Raw genomic sequence first — 19,815 nt, forward strand, 5'->3', positions numbered from 1 at the left:
AACGCTTACGCATCTTCCATAAACAGGTAAAAGCTCAATCAGTTAAATTTATTGTCCGGGGGGAACCGTATCAATGCGTCCAAACCAAATCTTGGAGTTCTTTATATTTACACTATAAGTGACATAAACTAATCCTGGTCCATCATCATACGAGTCCACACCGGTAAAAGGTGCCTGACCAAGCAGAATAATAGCCTCTCCTGCCGTCACTTCGTCGGCAGTTACCGTATGAGGTTCAAGAGAATAAATTTTTGAAGATGGACTATGATTGACAACACCACTAACGTAAATACATACCTTGATAATACTATCCACATCTATTCCATTTTTTTTACCCACAGCAATACGCGCATCCAGCCCTCCCCCTAAAATTTTTACAAGATTGATCTTACCTCTCTGTTTAAGTTCGGTCTGATCTTTATGAGTGAAAATTCTAGGTGCCGCCAATGTACGCCTAATCTCTGGTGGTTGATTCGGTACTGACTTTGTTAAATAAAAATAGAGGGCTGTTGACATACTAACGTTTCCAATTGCATCAACAACATAATAATACAACTCATTATCGCCAATATTTGGAATATTAGAATATGGAACTAAGATAAATGGCATATCAAACTGATTCATATTAGAAATCACAGCAGATTGACTTTGAGTTTCTTCACTATCTTCTCTAATCACTAAGAAAATTTGATCTTGTAGATTAGCACCTGCATAAGATGGGATAATCACATGAAAACCTGTATTACTATTTCCTATCTGTGGTGTTAATTTATCACCAATCAATTCTTCAATATTTGGTGCAGGAAGATTTGGAACAATATCTTCTGTAATAAATAGAATATTTGATGAAGCATTTCTTAACAAATATGGCAGTTTTGTGAACATACGTACTGAATAGTTACCCTTAAATTTTTTAGGGAAAATTCTTAAAGCAACAGAACCTCTACTACTGGTATTAATATAATATTGATAATTACCATTTTCACTAATAAAAGGCAATATTTCTGTCGTAAGTTGCTCTCTATCATCCTCAAAAATACGTACCGGCTTATCCGTTACCAGAGGAATCTGAAAATAGGGTAACGGATCATTTGTTTTACTCTGAGCATATATATTAACAAAGAGGCTGCCATTGAAGAATTTAGAGGGTTGTTCATCATCTTCTGCCGGAGAGAGGTCTTTTATCCACGAATCGCCAATAATTATCGGTTCAAATGCGGCATATGAAAAACCATTTTTATCAATAGGATGAAACACAATCTCCAATTTAGCATTGGGGTCCGTAGCCTTATCCATTGAAAACATTATGGTGAAATCACTAGCACCGGAATGAGCAGTCACAACAAATTTCGCAACACAGGTATTTTTCTCGGTATCCCTTGAAATACCGTGATTACAATCAAAACTAGTATTTTTTGGTAGACTGTACACTATATCAGTCGTTTCCGTTACTCTATGAACATCATCACCTGAATAAGTCACAGTGATAACAACTGGGCATTCTTCTAAAACCGTTATTCCTGAGACGATATCTGCTGTAAGTGTCGACATATGAAACCTCATATTAAAGTTAAACACCAATAAGTAACAAACGTCTAATTTTCCTACCAAAATAATGAGCTTCTACAATGATGCTAACTACCTATTACCTCCTTTCTACTTCTCACATAAATAAATTATTTACTTTATCCGTTAATGTAATAACAATAAATTCCCACTAGAAGCATAAGCTTTATATCCTCCATATTTTAGGGCAATTGTCAAATAACTTTCCGCTATGTTTTCCATTTTTCATGCTGTCACTGTTGATACCACGATTCACTGATTAAAAATAACAGGTAGATTCGCATAATAAATAGCATGACCGGAGAAATGGAAAATGCTCACGCATTTTCCAGCAAATAAAAAGTTCAATCAGTTAAATTTATTGTCCAGGTGGAACCGTATCAATACGTCCATACCAGATCTTAGATTCCTTTTGGTCTACGCTGTAAGTGACATAAACTGAACCTGGCCCCCCATCACTATACGAGTCCACACCAGAAAAAGGTGCCTGACCAAGCAGAATAATAGTTTCTCCAGCCGCTGCTTCGTCGGCAGTTACCGTATGAGGCTTAAGAGAATAAAGTTGCGAAAACGGATTCGCATCTACAATACCATTAACGTAAACACTCACCTTGATAACACTATCTACATCTATTCCATCTTTTTTATCCAGAACAATATGCGCATCCAACCCACCACCTAAAATACTTTCAAGATTGATCCTGCCTTTTTGTCCAAGTTCTTCCTGATCTTTATGAGTGAAAATTCTAGGTGCTGCTAATGTACGCTCAATCTCCGGTGGTACATTCGGTACTGACCGCGTTAAATTAAAATAGAGGGCTGGTGACACCGTGATATTTCCATTTGCATCAACCACATAATAAGACAACCTATTATCACCAGTATTTGGAACACTGGCATACGGAACTAAAATAAATGGCATATCCAACTGATACGGCTCAGTGATTACAGCAGACTGGCTTTCTACTTGTCTATCACCCTCTTCAACTATTAAGAAAATTTGATCACGTGGTTTAGCACCTTCATAAGATGGAATAATCACATGAAAACCTGTATTCCTATTTCCTATCGGTGGTGTTAATTTATCTCCAACCAATTCTTCAATTCCCAGAGCTGGAAGAATTGGGTAAATATTCCGTGTAATCATCAAAATACTTGATGAAGCGTTTCTTAAAAAATATGGCAGTTTTGTGAGCATACTCACTGAATAGTTCCCTTTAGATTTCTTAGGGAAAACTCTTAAGGCAACAAAACCATCACTATTCGTATTAATATAATATTGATAATTATCTTTCCCGCTAATAAAAGGAAATATTTCTTCCGTCATTTTTCCTTGCTTCATCCCAAAAATACGCACTGGTTTATCTGTCACCAGAGGAATCTGAAAATAGGGTAACGCTTCTTTATTTTTACCTAGTGCATATATATTAACAAGGAAGTTGCCATTAGATTTAGAAGGTTGCTTATCATCTTCTGCCGGAGATAAATCTTTTATCAGCGAATCGCCAATAATGATAGGTTCAAATGCTGAATACGAAAAATCATTTCCACCAATAGAATGAAACGTAATCTCTAATTTAGCATCGGGATCTGTAGCCTTATCCATCGAAAATGTTACAGTGAAATCACTGGCACCGGAATGAGCAGTAACAACAAACTTTGCAGTGCAGGTATTTTTCTCGATATCTCTTGAAATATGAGGGGTATCATCAAAACTGGCATCTTGTAGGTCACTGTAAACTATGCCAGTTGTTTCTGTTACTTTATGAGTATCATCACCCAAATAAGTCACAGTAATAACAACCGGGCATTCTTCTAAAACCGTTATTCCTGAAACGATATCTGCTGTAAGTGTAGACATATTAAGCCTCATATTAAAGTTAAACACCAATAAGTAACAAGCACCTAATTTCCTATCAAAATTATGCATTTACACAACGATGCTTACTCTCTATTATCTCCTTCCTGTTTGTCACACAAATAAATTATTCACTTTAGCTATTAATATAATAGCAATAAACCCACCACTCATAACATAAGCTTTATATCCAAGTATATCCTATATAGTTACAATATATCTGGGGTTAAAATTACGGTAATTGTTAGATCACTGTTCGCTATGTTGACTATTATTCATCCTGTCACCATTAGTTCCATGATTCCTTGGTTGAAAATAAAATAAAAACGATTAATAAAACATTATAGTATGTAATAAAGAAATCGCCAGTTCACCAATAAGAAATATGTTCGGAAAAATGGAAAATGCTTACGAATTTTCCAGCAAATAAATAAAATCTCAATCAGTTAAGTTTATTATCCAGGTGGAACAGTATCAAGATATCCAAACCAAATCTTAGATTCCTTCTGGCCTAGCTTGGCACATCATCACGATATGAGTCTACGGAACAGTATCAATGTATCCAAATAAAATCTTAGATTCTTTTTTTCCTACGCTATAAGTGATATAAACCGAGCCTGGTGTACCATCACGATGTGAGTCTATATTAGTAAAAGGCGTCTGACCAAGCGGAATAATAGTTTCTCCTGCCGCCACTTCTTCGGCAGTTACCGTATGAGGTTCGATAAAATAAAGTTTCGAAGATGGATTACCATTTACAATACCATTAACGTAAATACATACATTGATAACATTATTTACCTCTATTCCATTGTTTTTACCTACAGCAATATGGGCATCCAATCCTCCACCTAAGATATCGTTAAGATTGATCCAAGCTGGCCAGCCAAAATCCAACTGTAGCATATGACTAAAAATTCTAGGTACAGCTAATGTACGCTTAATCTCTGGTGGTACATTTGGTGCTGACCTCGTTAAATTAAAATAGAGGGCAGATGACATAGTGATATTTCCCATTGCGTCAGCAATATAATAATATAACTCATTACCGCCAATATTTGGAACACTGGCATATGGAACTAAAATAAACGAATTATCCAACTGATTCAGATCAGTAATGACAGCAGACGCACTTGGCGTTTCGTCATTATCTTCTCTGATCATTAAGAAAACTGAGTCTTTCAGTCCAGCACCTTTATAAAATGGGATACTCACATGAAAACCTGTACTGCTATATCCTATTGATGGCGTTAATTTATTACCATTCAGTTCTTCAATATCTGGCGTTGCCAGCGTTGGAGCAATGTCTTCTGTAATAAATAGAATATTTGATAAAGGTTTTTTCGAAAAATCCGGCAATTCTGTGAACATATTAACTGAATAGTTACTATTCTCTTTCTGACTGGGGAAAACCCTTAAAGCAACAAAACCTTTTTTATCCGTATTGATATAATATTTATTAATACTTAATTTTCGAATAAAAGGAGATATATCTTCCGTAATTTTTTCTCCATCATACCCAAAAATACGCACTGGCTTATCCGTTACCAGAGGAATTTGAAAATAGGGTAATGGCTCATTTGTTTTACTTAATGCATAGATATTAATAAGCAGGCTGCCATTAAATTCAGAAGGTCGTTCATCATCCGCTGCCGGAAATAAATCTTTTATCAACGAATCGCCAATAATGATAGGTTCAAACGCTGCATATGAAAAACCATTTTTATCAATAGGATGAAATGCAATCTCCAATTTAGCATCAGGGTCCGTAACCTTATCCATTGAGAATGTTATGGTGAAATCACTGGTGCCAGAATTAGCAGTAACAACAAATTTCGCAATGCAGATATTATTTTCGACATCTCTTAAAATACGAGGAGTCTTATCAATACGGATATTTTCTAGGTTACTATACACTATATCAGTCGTTTCCGTTACTTTATGTATATCATCACCTGAATAAGTCACAGTAATGCCAACCGGGCACTCTTCTAAAACCGTTATTCCTGAAACGATATCTGTTGTAAGTGTCGACATATTAAACCTCATATTAAAGTTAAACACCAATAAGTAAAAATCGCCTAATTTTCTATCAAAATAATGGGTTTACACAATGATGCTTACTCTCTATTACCTCATTCCTATTTGTCACAGGCGGATTCGACTAATAAGTGCCATTATTCATAATGTCACCATTAACCTCATGATTCATTGATTAAAAATAAAACAACAACGCTTAAGAAAATATTATAGCTCGGTAATAAAGAAATCGCCAGTTCACCAATAAGAAATATGTCCGTAAAAATGGAAAACGCTTACGCATTTTCCATAAGCAGGTAAACGATCAATTAGTTAAATTTATTGTCCAGGCGGAACAGTATCAATATATCCAAACCAAATCTTAGATTCTTTTTGGCCTACACTGTAAGTGATATAAATCGAGCCTGGCGTACCATCACGATGTGAGTCTATATTACTAAAAGGCGCCTGACCAAGCCGAATAATAGCCTCTCCTGCCACCACTTCTTCGGCAGTTACCGTATGAGGATCAACAGAATAAAGTTTCGAAGATGGATTATCATTTACAATACCATTAACGTAAATACGTACATTAATGACATCATTTACCTCTATTCTGTTGTTTTTACCCACAGCAATATAGGCATCCAACCCTCCTCCTAAGATACCGTTAAGATTAATTGTACCTGGACAGCTAAATTCCAACTGCGTTCTATGATTAAAAATTATAGGTCTCGCTAATATACGCCTAATCTCTGGTGGTACATTTGGTACTGACCGCGTTAAATTAAAATAGAGGGAGGATGACATAGTTACGTTTCCCATTACATCAGCTATGTAATAGTATAACTCATTATTGCCAATATTTGGAACACTAGCATATGGAACTAAAATAAATGGTATATCCAACTGATTCAGATCAGTAATTACAGCAGACGCACTTAGCGTTTCGTCATTACCTTCTCTGATCATTAAGAAAACTCTATCTTTCGGTCTAACACCTTCATAGAACGGGATACTCACATGAAAACCCGTGCTACTATTTCCTATTGATGGAGTTAATCTATCACCGTCCAGCTCTTCTATATCTGGCACCACAAGCGTTGGAGCAATGTCTTCTGTAATAAACAGAATATTTGATGAAGATTTCCTTGAAAAACCCTGTAATTCAGTGAACATATTAACTACGTAATTCCCCGTTTCCTCCTGACTGGGAAAAATCTTTAAGGCAACAAAACCTTTATCATCGGTATTAATATAGTATTTGTTATTACTGAGCTCTTGAATAAAAGGAAATATTTCTTTCGTAAGTTTCTTTCCATCATACCCAAAAATACGCACTAACTTATCCGTTACCAGAGGGATTTGAAAATAGGGTAACGGATCATTTGTTTTACTCAGCGCATATAGATTAATAAGGAGGCTACCATTGAATGGTGAAGGTTTCTCATTATCCGCTGCCGGAGATAAGTCTTTTATCAACGAATCGCCAATAATGACAGGTTCAAACGCTGCATGCGAAAAACCATTTTTATCAATAGTATGAAATGCTCTCTCCAATTTAGCATCGGGGTCCGTAGCCTTATCCATTGAAAATTCTATGGTGAAATCACCAGCGCCAGAACCAGCAGTAACAACAAATTTTGCAGTACAGGTATTATTCTCGACATCTCTTGAAATACGAGGGATCTTATCAAAACTGGTATTTTCCGGGTTATTGTATACTATGTAAGTCGATTCCGTTACTTTGTGAGTATCATCGCCTGAATAAGTCACAGTGATAGCAACTGGGCACTCCTCTAAAACCGTTATTCCTGAAATTATATCTGCTTTAAGTATTGACATATTAAACCTCATGTTAAAGTTAAACACCAATAAGTAACAAACACTTAATTTCTATCAAAATAATGTTCTTCTACAATGATGCTGACTACCTATTATTCTCCTTCCTGTTTGTCACGTAAATAAATTATCTACTTTAGCCATTACTGTAATAGCAATGTATTCTTTATCCAAAAGGTATTATAAAGTGGGATACAGCGCTTCTTCCTCATATTCAAGAAACTAAGTCAGAAACTACCAGCATATGAGTCCACATATAAAAAAAGCGACTGACCAAGCTGAATAACACCTACTCCAACCTCCGCATCTTTCTTGATTCATGTATGAGGATCAATAGCAATAAATACTTAATCTAACTCCTCTCACACAATATCATCAGCGTAAACACTTACATTAATAACATCATCTACATTGATTTCAACTTCCGGCCCTACCTTTGTGATCGCTCATTAGGGACTGAATCGCTTAAAATAACGAGAAGGTAGCATGTCTATGTTTTCACTATAAGTCACAGTAATGGCAATTGGGCACTCTTCTAAAATCGTCATTCCTGAAATTATATCTGCTGTAAGTGTTAACATATTAAACCTAATATTAGAATTAAACACCAATAAGTAACAAACGCCTAATTTTCTATCAAAATAATGCGCTTCAACAATAATGCCTACTACCTATTATTCCCTCCCTACTCCTCACATAAAACTACATAAGCCATTGTCTTTAAATTGCTATTGTTCAACAAATGAGCCTGAATTTTTTTGTTATTCACTTGCAGCCCTCCCATTCTTATTCCATCAGAACTTAATCCGTCAATTGGATCACCTAATAAACCCTTTTGAATAAGATCTAAATCCAAATTATTAACCAGATAATCAATTGAACCACCAAGATCACTCTCCTTTATCCTATTTCCTCTTGTACAAATAGGTAAAGGTAGACTCTCGTCAATACGAGTCTGCAGCGAAGAAACGTAACCAATCCCCGCCCCTATGTAGCTAGAATCATCAATAATTACAAAGTGGTCAATTTTCACATTGGGAATAACATATTTTAAATATCGACCAGATATTGAGTGTGTAAACGTCGCAGTTAATGTAGCCGTTCCTGCTTTTTTAACGCTAAAATCACCTTGTAACGCCTCAACATCAACTACACTCTTATTACTTGAATCATATACTTCATTATAATCAGCCATATGTGATTCCCTCGACAAATACTCAGGTTTAAACATCATTCCTTTCCAGCCAAAGTTCATTCTTTCCTTTGGTACTGAACGCCCGAGCGATTCTCCATCTTTATGTTGATAATCCAATATAAAGAAGTTAGCAACATCCTGCTCATTAGCCTTAATTTCTACCGTCTTATTCTTAGAACCAACAGATGAATCATTCACTTTGGCCGTTACCATAACAGCAACAAACCCGCCACTTTTGCTATATATCTGATATTGCGCTTTCCCATCAGCATCTGTTTTACCATCACCCACTACCTGAGTAACCAAGTTTTCATCAGCAATGGTAACTCCCTTACTATTTGTTGCACTCCAGGCCACCGCAACACCGCTTTTCGCCTGCCCGGAAAAATCTTTTACTGTGGCAGTGAATGTGTAAGTATGTTCCGCTCCCTCTCCTTCTGTTACGTGATCCGGGCTAACAGTCAAAGAAGCAAGCTCATCAGGGCTGATAAAACTGACTTTTTTATCTACATTCACCGGCGTCTGCTGAGTAGCTGTTTTTGCGGACACTTGTACATCAATCGCTACCACTGTACTGGTTAAGGTCGCCGTCACCTGCCCCTGCGCGTTACTCACCGAATTGCTCTGTTTCGTCAGTTTTAACCCGTCAACCGTTGGATCTGTCTGCCAGTCAATATCAATCGGTTTATCCGCCACCAGATTGCCATATGCATCTTCCACTGTCGCCGTGAAGGTGTAAGTATCAGTGCCTCCGTTGTAGAGCGGACCATCTTTGTCCACCGTTACATGGGTAACATGATAGCTAGTGCTCAGCTCCTCAAAGCTGACTTTTCGATCAGCATTGACCCACGACGAATTTGCCGCCGCCTTCGCCGATACCTGCACATCAGAGACCTTCGCCGTGCTGGTTAAGGTCGCGGTAACCTGTCCCTGCGCGTTACTCACCGAGTTGTTCTGTTTCGTCAGGGTTAACCCCTCAACCTTTGGATCTGTCTGCCAGTCAATCTCAATCGGTTTATCCGCTACCGGCCTGCCATGCGCATCCACCACCGTCGCCGTGAAGGTATAACTGTCCGTGCCGTTGTTGTAGCGCTTCTTGTCTTTATCCACTTCCACCGTTACGCCGGTGACCCGATAACTGTGACTCAGCTCCTCAAAGCTGACCTTTTGATCAGCGTCAACCCACGACGGGTTCGCCGCCGCCTTCGCCGATACCTGCACATCAGAAACCTTCGCCGTGCTGGTTAAGGTCGCCGTCACCTGTCCCTGCGCGTTACTCACCGAATTGCTCTGTTTCGTCAGTTTTAACCCGTCAGCTTTTGAATCGGTCTGCCAGTCAATCTCAATCGGTTTATCCGCTACCGGCCTGCCATGCGCATCCACCACCGTCGCCGTAAAGGTATAACTGTCACTGCCGTTGTTGTAGCGCTTCTTGTCTTTATCCACTTCCACCGTTACGCCGGTGACCCGATAACTGTGACTCAGCTCCTCAAAGCTGACCTTTTGATCAGCGTCAACCCACGACGGGTTCGCCGCCGCCTTCGCCGATACCTGCACATCAGAAACCTTCGCCGTGCTGGTTAAGGTCGCCGTCACCTGTCCCTGCGCGTTACTCACCGAATTGCTCTGTTTCGTCAGTTTTAACCCGTCAGCTTTTGAATCGGTCTGCCAGTCAATGTCGACCGGCTTACCCACCACCAGATTGCCGTGCCCGTCCTTCACTGTCGCCGTAAAGGTATAACTGTCACTGCCGTTGTTGTAGCGTACTTTGTCTTTATCCACTTCCACCGTTACGCCGGTGACCCGATAACTGTGACTCAGCTCCTCAAAGCTGACCTTTTGATCAGCGTCAACCCACGACGGGTTCGCCGCCGCCTTCGCCGATACCTGCACATCAGATACCGCCACCGTGCTGGTTAAGGTCGCCGTCACCTGCCCCTGTGCGTTACTCACCGAATCGCTCTGTTTCGTCAGTTTTAACCCGTCAGCTTTTGAATCGGTCTGCCAGTCAATGTCGACCGGCTTACCCACCACCAGATTGCCGTGTCCGTCCTTCACCGTCGCCGTGAAGGTATAACTGTCACTGCCGTTGTTGTAATGCGCCTTGTCTTTATCCACATCCACCGTCACGCTGGCGACATAATAGCTGGCGCTGTACTCCGTAAAACTGACTTTTTCGTTCGCGTTCTCCGCCGTCTGCTGGGTAGCCGTTTTCGCCGATACCTGCACATCAGATACCGCCACCGTGCTGGTTAAGGTCGCCGTCACCTGCCCCTGTGCGTTACTCACCGAATTGTTCTGTTTCGTCAGTTTTAATCCGTTAACTTTTGCGTCGGTCTGCCAGTCAATGTCGACCGGTTTACCCACCACCAGATTGCCGTGCCCGTCCTTCACCGTCGCCGTGAAGGTATAACTGTCACTGCCGTTGTTGTAGTGTTCTTTGTCTTTATCCACTTCCACCGTCACGCCGGTGACCCGATAACTGTGGCTCAGCTCCTCAAAGCTCACCGGGCTATCAGCCTTGACCCACGATTGGTTCGCCGCCGTCTTCGCCGATACCCGCACACCAGTCACCGCCGCCGTGCTGGTTAAGGTCGCGGTAACCTGTCCCTGCGCGTTACTCATCGGGCTGCTCTGCTTCGTCAGTTTTAACCCGTCAACCGTTGGATCTGTCTGCCAGTCAATGTCGATCGGTTGACCCACCACCAGATTGCCGTGCCCATCCTTCACCGTCGCCGTGAAGGTATAACTGTCACTGCCGTTGTTGTAATGCGCCTTGTCTTTATCCACATCCACCGTCACGCTGGCAACATAATAGCTGGTGCTCAGCTCCTCAAAGCTCACCGGGCTATCAGCCTTGACCCATGATTGGTTCGCCGCCGTCTTCGCCGATACCCGCACACCCGTCACCGCCGCCGTGCTGGTTAACGTCGCGGTAACCTGTCCCTGCGCGTTACTCATCGGGCTGCTCTGTTTCGTCAAGGTTAACCCCTCAACCTTTGGATCTGTCTGCCAGTCAATGTCGACCGGTTTACCCACCACCAGATTGCCATGCCCGTCCTTCACTGTCGCCGTGAAGGTATAACTGTCACTGCCGTTGTTGTAGTGTTCTTTGTCTTTATCCACTTCCACCGTCACGCCGGTGACCCGATAACTGTGGCTCAGCTCCTCAAAGCTCACCGGGCTATCAGCCTTGACCCACGATTGGTTCGCCGCCGTTTTCGCCGATACCTGCACATCTTTCACCGCCGCCGTGCTGGTTAACGTCGCGGTAACCTGTCCCTGCGCGTTACTCACCGAGTTGCTCTGTTTCGTCAAGGTTAACCCCTCAACCTTTGGATCTGTCTGCCAGTCAATCTCAATCGGTTTATCCGCTACCGGCCTGCCATGCGCATCCACTACCGTCGCCGTGAAGGTATAACTGTCCGCGCCGTTGTTATAGCGCTTCTTGTCTTTATCCACTTCCACTGTCACGCCGGTGACTTGATAACTGCTACTCAGCTCCTCAAAGCTCACCGGGCTATCGGCCTTGACCCATGACGGGTTCGCCGCCGCTTTCGCCGATACCTGCACATCCTTCACCGCCGCCGTGCTGGTTAACGTCGCGGTAACCTGTCCCTGCGCGTTACTCATCGGGCTGCTCTGTTTCGTCAGTTTTAACCCGTCAGCCTTTGCGTCGGTCTGCCAGTCAATGTCGATCGGTTTACCCACCACCAGATTGCCGTGCCCATCCACCACCGTCGCCGTGAAGGTATAACTGTCACTACCGTTGTTGTAGCGCTTCTTGTCTTTATCCACTTCCACCGTCACGCCGGTGACATAATAGCTGGTGCTGAACTCCGTAAAACTGACTTTCCCGTTCGCGTTCACTGCCGTCTGCTGAGCAGCCGTCTTCGCCGACACCTGCACATCTTTCACCGCCGCCGTGCTGGTTAACGTCGCGGTAACCTGCCCCTGCGCGTTACTCACCGGGCTGCTCTGTTTCGTCAGTTTTAATCCGTCAGCCTTTGGATCTGTCTGCCAGTCAATGTCGATCGGTTGACCCACCACCAGATTGCCGTGCCCATCCTTCACCGTCGCCGTGAAGATATAACTGTCGGTACCGTTGTTGTAGCGCTTCTTGTCTTTATCCACTTCCACCGTCACGCTAGAGACTCGATAGCTGCTGCTGGACTCTGTAAAACTGACTTTTTTATCCGTAGTAACACGTTCGCCATTAATACTGACACTGACTTGTATATCGGATAATGGCGTTGTACTTGTTAATGTTGCAGTCTGTTGTCCATTTTTATCTGTTGCCTCTGAATCAGGCTTTAATTTCAATCCAGGATCTTTTTTATCCGTATCCCAAATCAATTTTGCATTTTCTATCGGCGTTTTTTTGTCAGCGCCAAGCAGGGTAGCTGTATAGACATATTTCGCATTTCCATCAGCAATTAAAGGATCGGTTGTATTAACACTCAAAGAGATATTACGTTGTAATACATGAGCTTGTATTTGCACCCTCAGCTGATCATCTTTACTTGTACCTGTTATAGTATAGTCATTTTTTCCATCAGGCTGATATTCCGGTAACTGAATGGTATAACCATGAGTACTTTCTATATTTATCATCCCGCCATTCTTCTGGAATAATTCAGGTATATCCCAAGTCACATTTTTGAATGGAGTATCAGATTGAATTTGTATTGGTTTAACTTCACCACCGTAACTACTAATTTCTATTACAGGGACCAGTAACCTAAAATGTTGCTGTTTTTTCAGATAATTCAAAATAATATTATTATTTCTTTCAACTAAGTCGTAACGACTGCCGGCCAAGCTTCGTAGTGAAGAGACATTTTCTGGTGAAAGTTGTTCTGACAACGGAACACCAAATCGGTAATTCACATTGAATGAAAATATACCATCACTTTTTCCCTCTTTTCCTAATTTATAGTCAACTCCTGCTGTTATCAGTGGAATTGGCGTATAGTTTACGCCAATAGTTGCCGCATAGGGATCTTTTTGTCTATTGTTAGTTCCAAATAATGCAACATTATCACCAAAATATTGTTCATATTTTATCTTGGCACCGAGTGACGGCATCGAAGGTAAATACATGTCGGCAATAAGGTCATAGCCATTGGCAGGGCGCTCATAATAATTGGTTAAATCACGGGAATTATGCCAATTACTCAGGCGAAAATATGCGTTAGCAGACATTTTTAGGTAGTTGGTCCATAGTTCACCACCCAGGCTGAATCGGCTGTTATTACCGGTTAAATCATTATCGTAAAAAGTGTTCGCCCCATACATCCAGTCATTTATGAATAAACGGGTTCCAACACCTAAATTCACAGTGTCACGACTATCTTTATGACGATATCCATATTGACTATAAACAAGCCAGTGATCTTTATCATCATAGAAAGGCACGAGTAAGTCTACGGAACTTTCATCCAGGTGCCCATGATGATCAACATTTAAATTAATTTTCGCTGTACCAAACTGTGATAACCACTTTTGAGTATTATTTGTTATCTGACTATTTAACTTGTTGACAATATAATCCTGAGCTAATTTTTTCGGATCTTTATTTAATAACCCAAGGAATTCAGGGCCACGAGAGAGGATTAAAGGAGGGGTATTTTGATTATCATCTTTAGGATCATTTTCATATAACTGAGGTATTTTTGGTTTTTCACCGCTATCGTTTTTTCCTACTATGCTTCTCTTTGATAAAAAATTACCACATCTCCTCGGCTCTGATCGCTTTTTCTCTTTATAAGTAACGTTTTCGTGTAATTTATTGCCAGCCTGCTCGGTTATCTGTTTTTTGCTATCAATATTATGCTCTATAACTGCTTTTGGGTATTCCTGACAATTTTCAATACCAATCAAAGACTTTACTGGTTCAGATAAAGCAGGATAACTTTTTAGTAGCATAATCGCTGAAAATAAAAAACAGACGATTAGCACACTCTTATTTACACTACGAAAAGTACGATTAATGTTCATCAGAAATACCATAAAGTCATTGCCGTTATATTCAGTTGTCACCACTAAGCACAATAAATGACTTTCTATGACTTTGTATAATGAAAATAAATTATCAGTCGATAACCATAAGTAATCACTTAGCAAAATAGAAGTTGTCGTAAACGCTTTCCTAATCCAGTATTAAGTATTTATACAATTTTCTGCTTATTTGTAATCACTGAGTTCGCACTCAGTGATTATGGTTATTATGATTTTTCCGGCAGTTGAACTCGAACATTAATCACTCGTCCATCGGGGATATCGCATAGTTCACCATCATTATAATAAATGACTTCTCCATCACCATTAACGCTCTTGACGCGCCTATTTTGAGCAAATATCGGCGCATCTTTATTTTGACGATGATAACATTCGATGGTTATATTGCCATTAGATGGATCTACTGATTCACAAACCCAAATCAGATTTAACCCGTTGCTATCTGCTGGGACGATAGTACCACCGTGAATTCCCCATGCCCCATCTTTAGCGAAACCGTTGCAACCGCTAATGCGATATTTCCCTGTCTCTATCCGCTCAACAATCATACCTTCCGCTTCACGAGTTAGATCATAAGTTCCGTCTGGATGAATATTCACTACGGGGCTGGATACTTTGAGATTGCCGTTAGTATCGGAGATACAGTTATCATTAAAAACTGCAATAGGGTTACCGTTATATTTCAACTTATCGCCAACGGTCAACTTGCCATATTTTTTTTCATTGCAAATATCAAAATCCGATGATCCGTCACCTGGAAATCCAACGAATGCCGTTCTGGTTGCCCCTTCATAAAACTGCAAATATGCATGTCCGCCTGCATCGTATGTTACGTTAAAAACACCCCCAGCCCCCTTTAAATTTGCCGACCCGGCATCAATCCGACCCGCCGGAGAAACAGAGAAAACCAGATTGTTATTAATATATGCCGCCAACTCTCCACCAATTGTTAATTTGCTAGATTTTTTTTCGTTGCAAATATCAAAATTCGGTGACCCGTCACTTGGAAATCCAACGTAAGCCGTTCTTTTTGCTCCCTCAATAAACTGAAAATATGCATGTTTACCCGTATCATGGGTTATGTTGAAAACTCCCGCGTTCCCCCTTATATTTGCTGACGCGGCTTCAATCTGACCGGCAGGAGAAACAGAAAAAACCCGTTTGCCATTAATATCTATTGTATATCCGTAGGTATCAACGCTACCGCCACGCACAATACCTGTTTTAATATAATTGTCATACCAATTGTAAAGCGTAAACCCGACTATCTCATTTGTCGGTTTGGCGCCCTGTAAAGAAACTAACATCGTCGCATTACGTTCAGTGGGCAATGTTTCAACCTGTTTAAATCTAAAATACCCCGGATAATTTCCACCATTGACCGATACTGCATTTTTCGCCAATTCCACTGTTTCCGCTAAGCCAAGGTTTTTCACAAACGCGTTTTTATCAGGAATATCTGCGCCATTTTGATTTTTTGCCAATCGGTTATTAGCATTATCATTTACATCAGAAACAAGCTTCTGCGTTACCGCGAGGGTATTGCTATTACCTATTTTATCTGTGAGCTGAGTAACACCTTTTTGTGTTAATGAAGCATTTGGTACTTCTATTGCGATTTTTTGTTCTAACGCTCTATTTAATTGAACAATAAGTTTAGCTATATCCCCATCATCCAGAATATCATTGCCGGAATATGTTGCGATAAAATCAGCCACAACAGATATTATTGTCGACGACTGACGTAATACCTTGTTGAGTAAATGAGTAGTAATATTTTCTGGTGGAAACCCCGTCTTTAAACTCCGGCTTTCTTCATATCCTTCTTGACTCACCACATTAGCATTATTACTAATAGAAAAAGCTTTAAAATCATTTTTTTGACTCATATATCCTCCTAAAATAAAAAAACATCATTTCATAATCAACATGTTGAATTATCGTAAAAATCGTTCTACATAATTTATTTCAATTATAGTCCATCTCGAAAAAACAATAATAAAACTTTCTTATGATTTAGGTAGTTAACTATTTTTGTACCACTGGCAATAATAAAAAATTTAATATTTTCAAACCAGACAGATATCAAAACTATTTGTGCTTAATATCTGTAAATGACTTTTCTCCTTCCAATTTCCTCTCGAAAATTTTCGTAACAATATTTCCAGGCTTTCAAACTGAACTTTGTACTTGTCGCCGCCGACAGGTAAACTATCCTCCTTTTTGTTTTACTGTCAAAAGTGAAGAAAAATAGTGAGTAACATAAAACTAATCGTCGGTCTGGCTAATCCCGGTGCTGAATATGCCCAAACCAGACACAATGCCGGAGCCTGGTATGTTGATCTACTCGCTCGGAGCCACAATCAATCACTAAAAGAAGAGAGTAAATTTTTTGGTTACACTGCCCGGATTAATATGGGCGGTCATGATATTCGTCTGTTAGTGCCAACGACATTTATGAATCTCAGTGGTAAATCTGTCGCTGCCCTCGCCTCCTTCTACCGTATTCAACCGGATGAAATTCTGGTGGCTCATGATGAACTCGATTTACCGCCAGGGGTGGCAAAAATGAAGCTGGGTGGTAGTCATGGCGGTCATAATGGCTTGAAAGATATTCAGAACAAATTTGGCAATAACCCTAACTTTTATCGCTTACGTATTGGTATCGGCCATCCCGGCGATAAAAATAAAGTTGTTGGTTTTGTGCTAGGCAAACCACCAGCCAGTGAACAAAAGCTGATTGATGATGCAATTGATGAAGCTCGGCGTTGTACTGATATCCTGATGAAACAAGATATGGATAAAGCGATCAACCGCTTACATAGCTTCAAAGCCAGCGTTTGATGACATGGAATCGATAAATCTTGTCTGTAAGATCGTGATAGCCCGTTATTCCGTGTATAATGGCGCCAATTTTTTTGACTCATCGAAAAGGCTGATACAGCCTTTTGATTTATAAGTAAATTAAGGTGAAAATCATGGGATTCAAATGCGGTATCGTTGGCCTGCCTAACGTCGGAAAATCAACCTTATTCAATGCGCTGACTAAAGCAGGTATCGAAGCAGCAAACTTCCCGTTCTGCACCATTGAACCTAATACGGGTGTCGTCCCTATGCCAGATCCACGGCTTGAACAACTGGCTGAAATCGTGAAACCTCAGCGAATCTTACCGACCACAATGGAATTCGTCGATATTGCTGGTCTGGTGAAAGGTGCATCAAAAGGTGAAGGCTTGGGCAACCAGTTTTTGACTAACATTCGTGAAACAGAAGCTATCGGCCATGTTGTGCGCTGCTTTGTCAATGACAATATCATTCACGTTTCCGGTCAAGTTGATCCTGCTGCTGATATTGAGATCATCAATACCGAACTGGCTCTTTCCGATCTGGATACCTGTGAACGAGCCATTCATCGTGTCCAGAAAAGAGCCAAAGGTGGCGATAAAGATGCCAAAGCAGAATTAGCGGCACTGGAAAAATGTCTGCCTCATCTGGAACAAGCGGGTATGTTGCGGGCGTTGGATCTCAATACCGAAGAGAAAGCGGCTATCCGCTATTTGAGTTTCCTGACGCTGAAACCCACTATGTACATCGCTAATGTCAACGAAGAGGGTTTCGAAAACAACCCTCATCTGGATGCGGTTCGTGCGATCGCAGAAAAAGAGGGGTCAGTGGTCGTACCGGTTTGTGCAGCGGTAGAAGCGGATATCGCGGAGCTGGAAGATGATGAACGCGAAGAGTTTATGGCTGAACTTGGGCTGGAAGAGCCCGGTTTAAATCGCGTTATCCGCGCTGGTTATCAGTTACTGAATCTGCAAACTTACTTCACTGCTGGCGTGAAAGAGGTTCGAGCATGGACCATCCCAGTTGGCGCAACCGCGCCACAAGCAGCCGGTAAGATCCATACTGATTTTGAAAAAGGTTTTATCCGCGCACAAACCATCTCTTTTGAAGATTTCATCACTTACAAAGGTGAGCAAGGGGCAAAAGAGGCCGGTAAGATGCGTTCAGAAGGTAAAGACTATATCGTTAAAGATGGCGATGTAATGAATTTCTTGTTTAATGTCTAATTTATTTTTCATGTCTCATGACATCGCAAGATGTCTCTGAGACTGATTAAAATTCTTAGAATCCACGCGGTTGCGTGGATTCAAATCCCGACTATATATACCCAATGGATTTCAAGATGCATCGCGACGGCAAGGGAGTGAATCCCCGGGAGCATAGATAACTATGTGACCGGGGTGAGCGAGTGCAGCCAACAAAGAGGCAACTTGAAAGATGACGGGTATATACCCAATGGATTTCAAGATGGATCGCGACGGCAAGAGAGTGAATCCCCGGGAGCATAGCAAACTATGTGACCGGGTTGCGCAAGTGCAGCCAACAAAGAGGCAACTTGAAAGATGACGGGTATATATCCTATATTAACGCGATGCTCGACTTTAACGCCCTATAACATTAGCTTGTTGAAGCCAGTCGCGTTGTTTTTTTACCTTGTTTAAAATTAGCAAAAATGCCTAATGTGTGAGAAAGCACCTTTCTGGCAATTCGATTGCTCACATGCCACAGATCCCGCGCCCAGCACTTCTCGATAGTCAATTGCCCGGCGAGTTGACCAATGACCGTTTCAATTAAACGTCGTTTGGCGTTAATGCGCTTTCTCGTTTCTCTGGGGATGGGATCATCCATATTGGCACGTACCGGGGTAATCATTTCAATACCCTCTTTTTTCATTTTATATTATATATAAATATTTCCATATAAACTTATATTTTGTGACAATGATCAATGAAACAAAAACAACAATAAATTAACATATAATTAACGTCAATGACGTTATTAAAATAAGTTACCTATTACATTTAAGCCGTATATACCGAATGAACTTCAAGATGCTTGAGTCGTCAGACATAAAAACATTTAAATTCAACAACATAATCGTTTTTCAAACATGCACTTTGAAGTATCTTGAGTATATAATAAAAATAAATATAACTTAAATGAGGTGTACTATGAAATCCCAAAATCGTATTGATGAAATTACTCTTTCAGATATTACTCCATTAACTAAAAACGTTAAATATGCTCAGCAGGTACATGAAGAATACAACGCAATAGAAGAATTATCACTTTTGGATATTGCTCCATTAACTAAAAACGTGAAGTACGCTCAACAAATCCCTACCTGATTACCATCGAATCTCAGCTAGCTTGAGTAAATACTCAGGTATAGGTGCTGCCCGGATACATGAATAAATAAGCTGTTCGAATGTTTTTTTAAGGTTAAAGCGCCAATTGAACCTGAAACAGA

General features: G+C 40.7%; 9 protein-coding genes and 2 pseudogenes. 3 read left to right on the forward strand and 8 right to left on the reverse strand.

Annotation, left to right across the window (positions count from 1 at the left end; translation table 11 throughout):
* Positions 1–48: 48 nt before the first annotated feature.
* The 6 genes from CKY02_RS13430 to CKY02_RS13455 all read right to left on the reverse strand — a co-directional run bounded on the left by CKY02_RS13430 (position 49) and on the right by CKY02_RS13455 (position 16,390).
* Positions 49–1,551: a hypothetical protein gene (locus tag CKY02_RS13430; RefSeq protein WP_112895664.1), complete on the reverse strand. Its 1,503-nt coding sequence runs from the start codon at positions 1,549–1,551 to the stop codon at positions 49–51.
* 373 nt (positions 1,552–1,924) lie between these two features.
* Complete coding sequence (locus CKY02_RS13435) at positions 1,925–3,427, reverse strand: hypothetical protein (protein WP_112895671.1); 1,503 nt, start codon at positions 3,425–3,427, stop codon at positions 1,925–1,927.
* 537 nt (positions 3,428–3,964) lie between these two features.
* Positions 3,965–5,461 (reverse strand): hypothetical protein, encoded by a 1,497-nt coding sequence (locus CKY02_RS13440; RefSeq protein ID WP_112895665.1) that lies wholly within the window; start codon positions 5,459–5,461, stop codon positions 3,965–3,967.
* A 321-nt stretch (positions 5,462–5,782) separates the two neighbouring features.
* Positions 5,783–7,288: a hypothetical protein gene (locus tag CKY02_RS13445; RefSeq protein ID WP_112895666.1), complete on the reverse strand. Its 1,506-nt coding sequence runs from the start codon at positions 7,286–7,288 to the stop codon at positions 5,783–5,785.
* 682 nt (positions 7,289–7,970) lie between these two features.
* Positions 7,971–14,480, reverse strand: a complete 6,510-nt coding sequence (locus CKY02_RS13450) for an Ig-like domain-containing protein (protein ID WP_146747440.1) — start codon at positions 14,478–14,480, stop codon at positions 7,971–7,973.
* Positions 14,481–14,707: 227 nt separating this feature from the next.
* Positions 14,708–16,390 carry a phage tail protein gene (locus tag CKY02_RS13455; RefSeq protein ID WP_112895668.1) on the reverse strand — a complete coding sequence of 561 codons (1,683 nt, stop codon included), beginning with the start codon at positions 16,388–16,390 and terminating at the stop codon, positions 14,708–14,710.
* Between the two features lie 364 nt (positions 16,391–16,754).
* On the opposite strand from CKY02_RS13455, the gene pth reads away from it, so the two are divergent.
* Both pth and ychF read left to right on the forward strand, forming a co-directional pair.
* Complete coding sequence (gene pth / locus CKY02_RS13460) at positions 16,755–17,345, forward strand: aminoacyl-tRNA hydrolase (RefSeq protein WP_112895669.1); 591 nt, start codon at positions 16,755–16,757, stop codon at positions 17,343–17,345.
* A 134-nt stretch (positions 17,346–17,479) separates the two neighbouring features.
* Entirely contained in the window at positions 17,480–18,571 is a 1,092-nt protein-coding gene (gene ychF / locus CKY02_RS13465; RefSeq protein ID WP_112895670.1) for a redox-regulated ATPase YchF, read from the forward strand.
* A gap of 375 nt (positions 18,572–18,946) precedes the next feature.
* Here ychF and CKY02_RS13470 read toward each other — a convergent pair.
* A pseudogene (locus tag CKY02_RS13470) lies at positions 18,947–19,241 on the reverse strand (transposase); the annotation flags it as partial.
* Positions 19,242–19,516: 275 nt separating this feature from the next.
* On the opposite strand from CKY02_RS13470, the gene CKY02_RS24675 reads away from it, so the two are divergent.
* Complete coding sequence (locus tag CKY02_RS24675) at positions 19,517–19,693, forward strand: hypothetical protein (protein WP_162120945.1); 177 nt, start codon at positions 19,517–19,519, stop codon at positions 19,691–19,693.
* Here the strand turns inward: CKY02_RS24675 and CKY02_RS25770 are convergent.
* Positions 19,694–19,815, reverse strand: a pseudogene (locus CKY02_RS25770) (IS1595 family transposase); the annotation flags it as partial.

Source organism: Photorhabdus bodei (assembly GCF_003287735.1).
GTDB lineage: Bacteria > Pseudomonadota > Gammaproteobacteria > Enterobacterales > Enterobacteriaceae > Photorhabdus > Photorhabdus kayaii.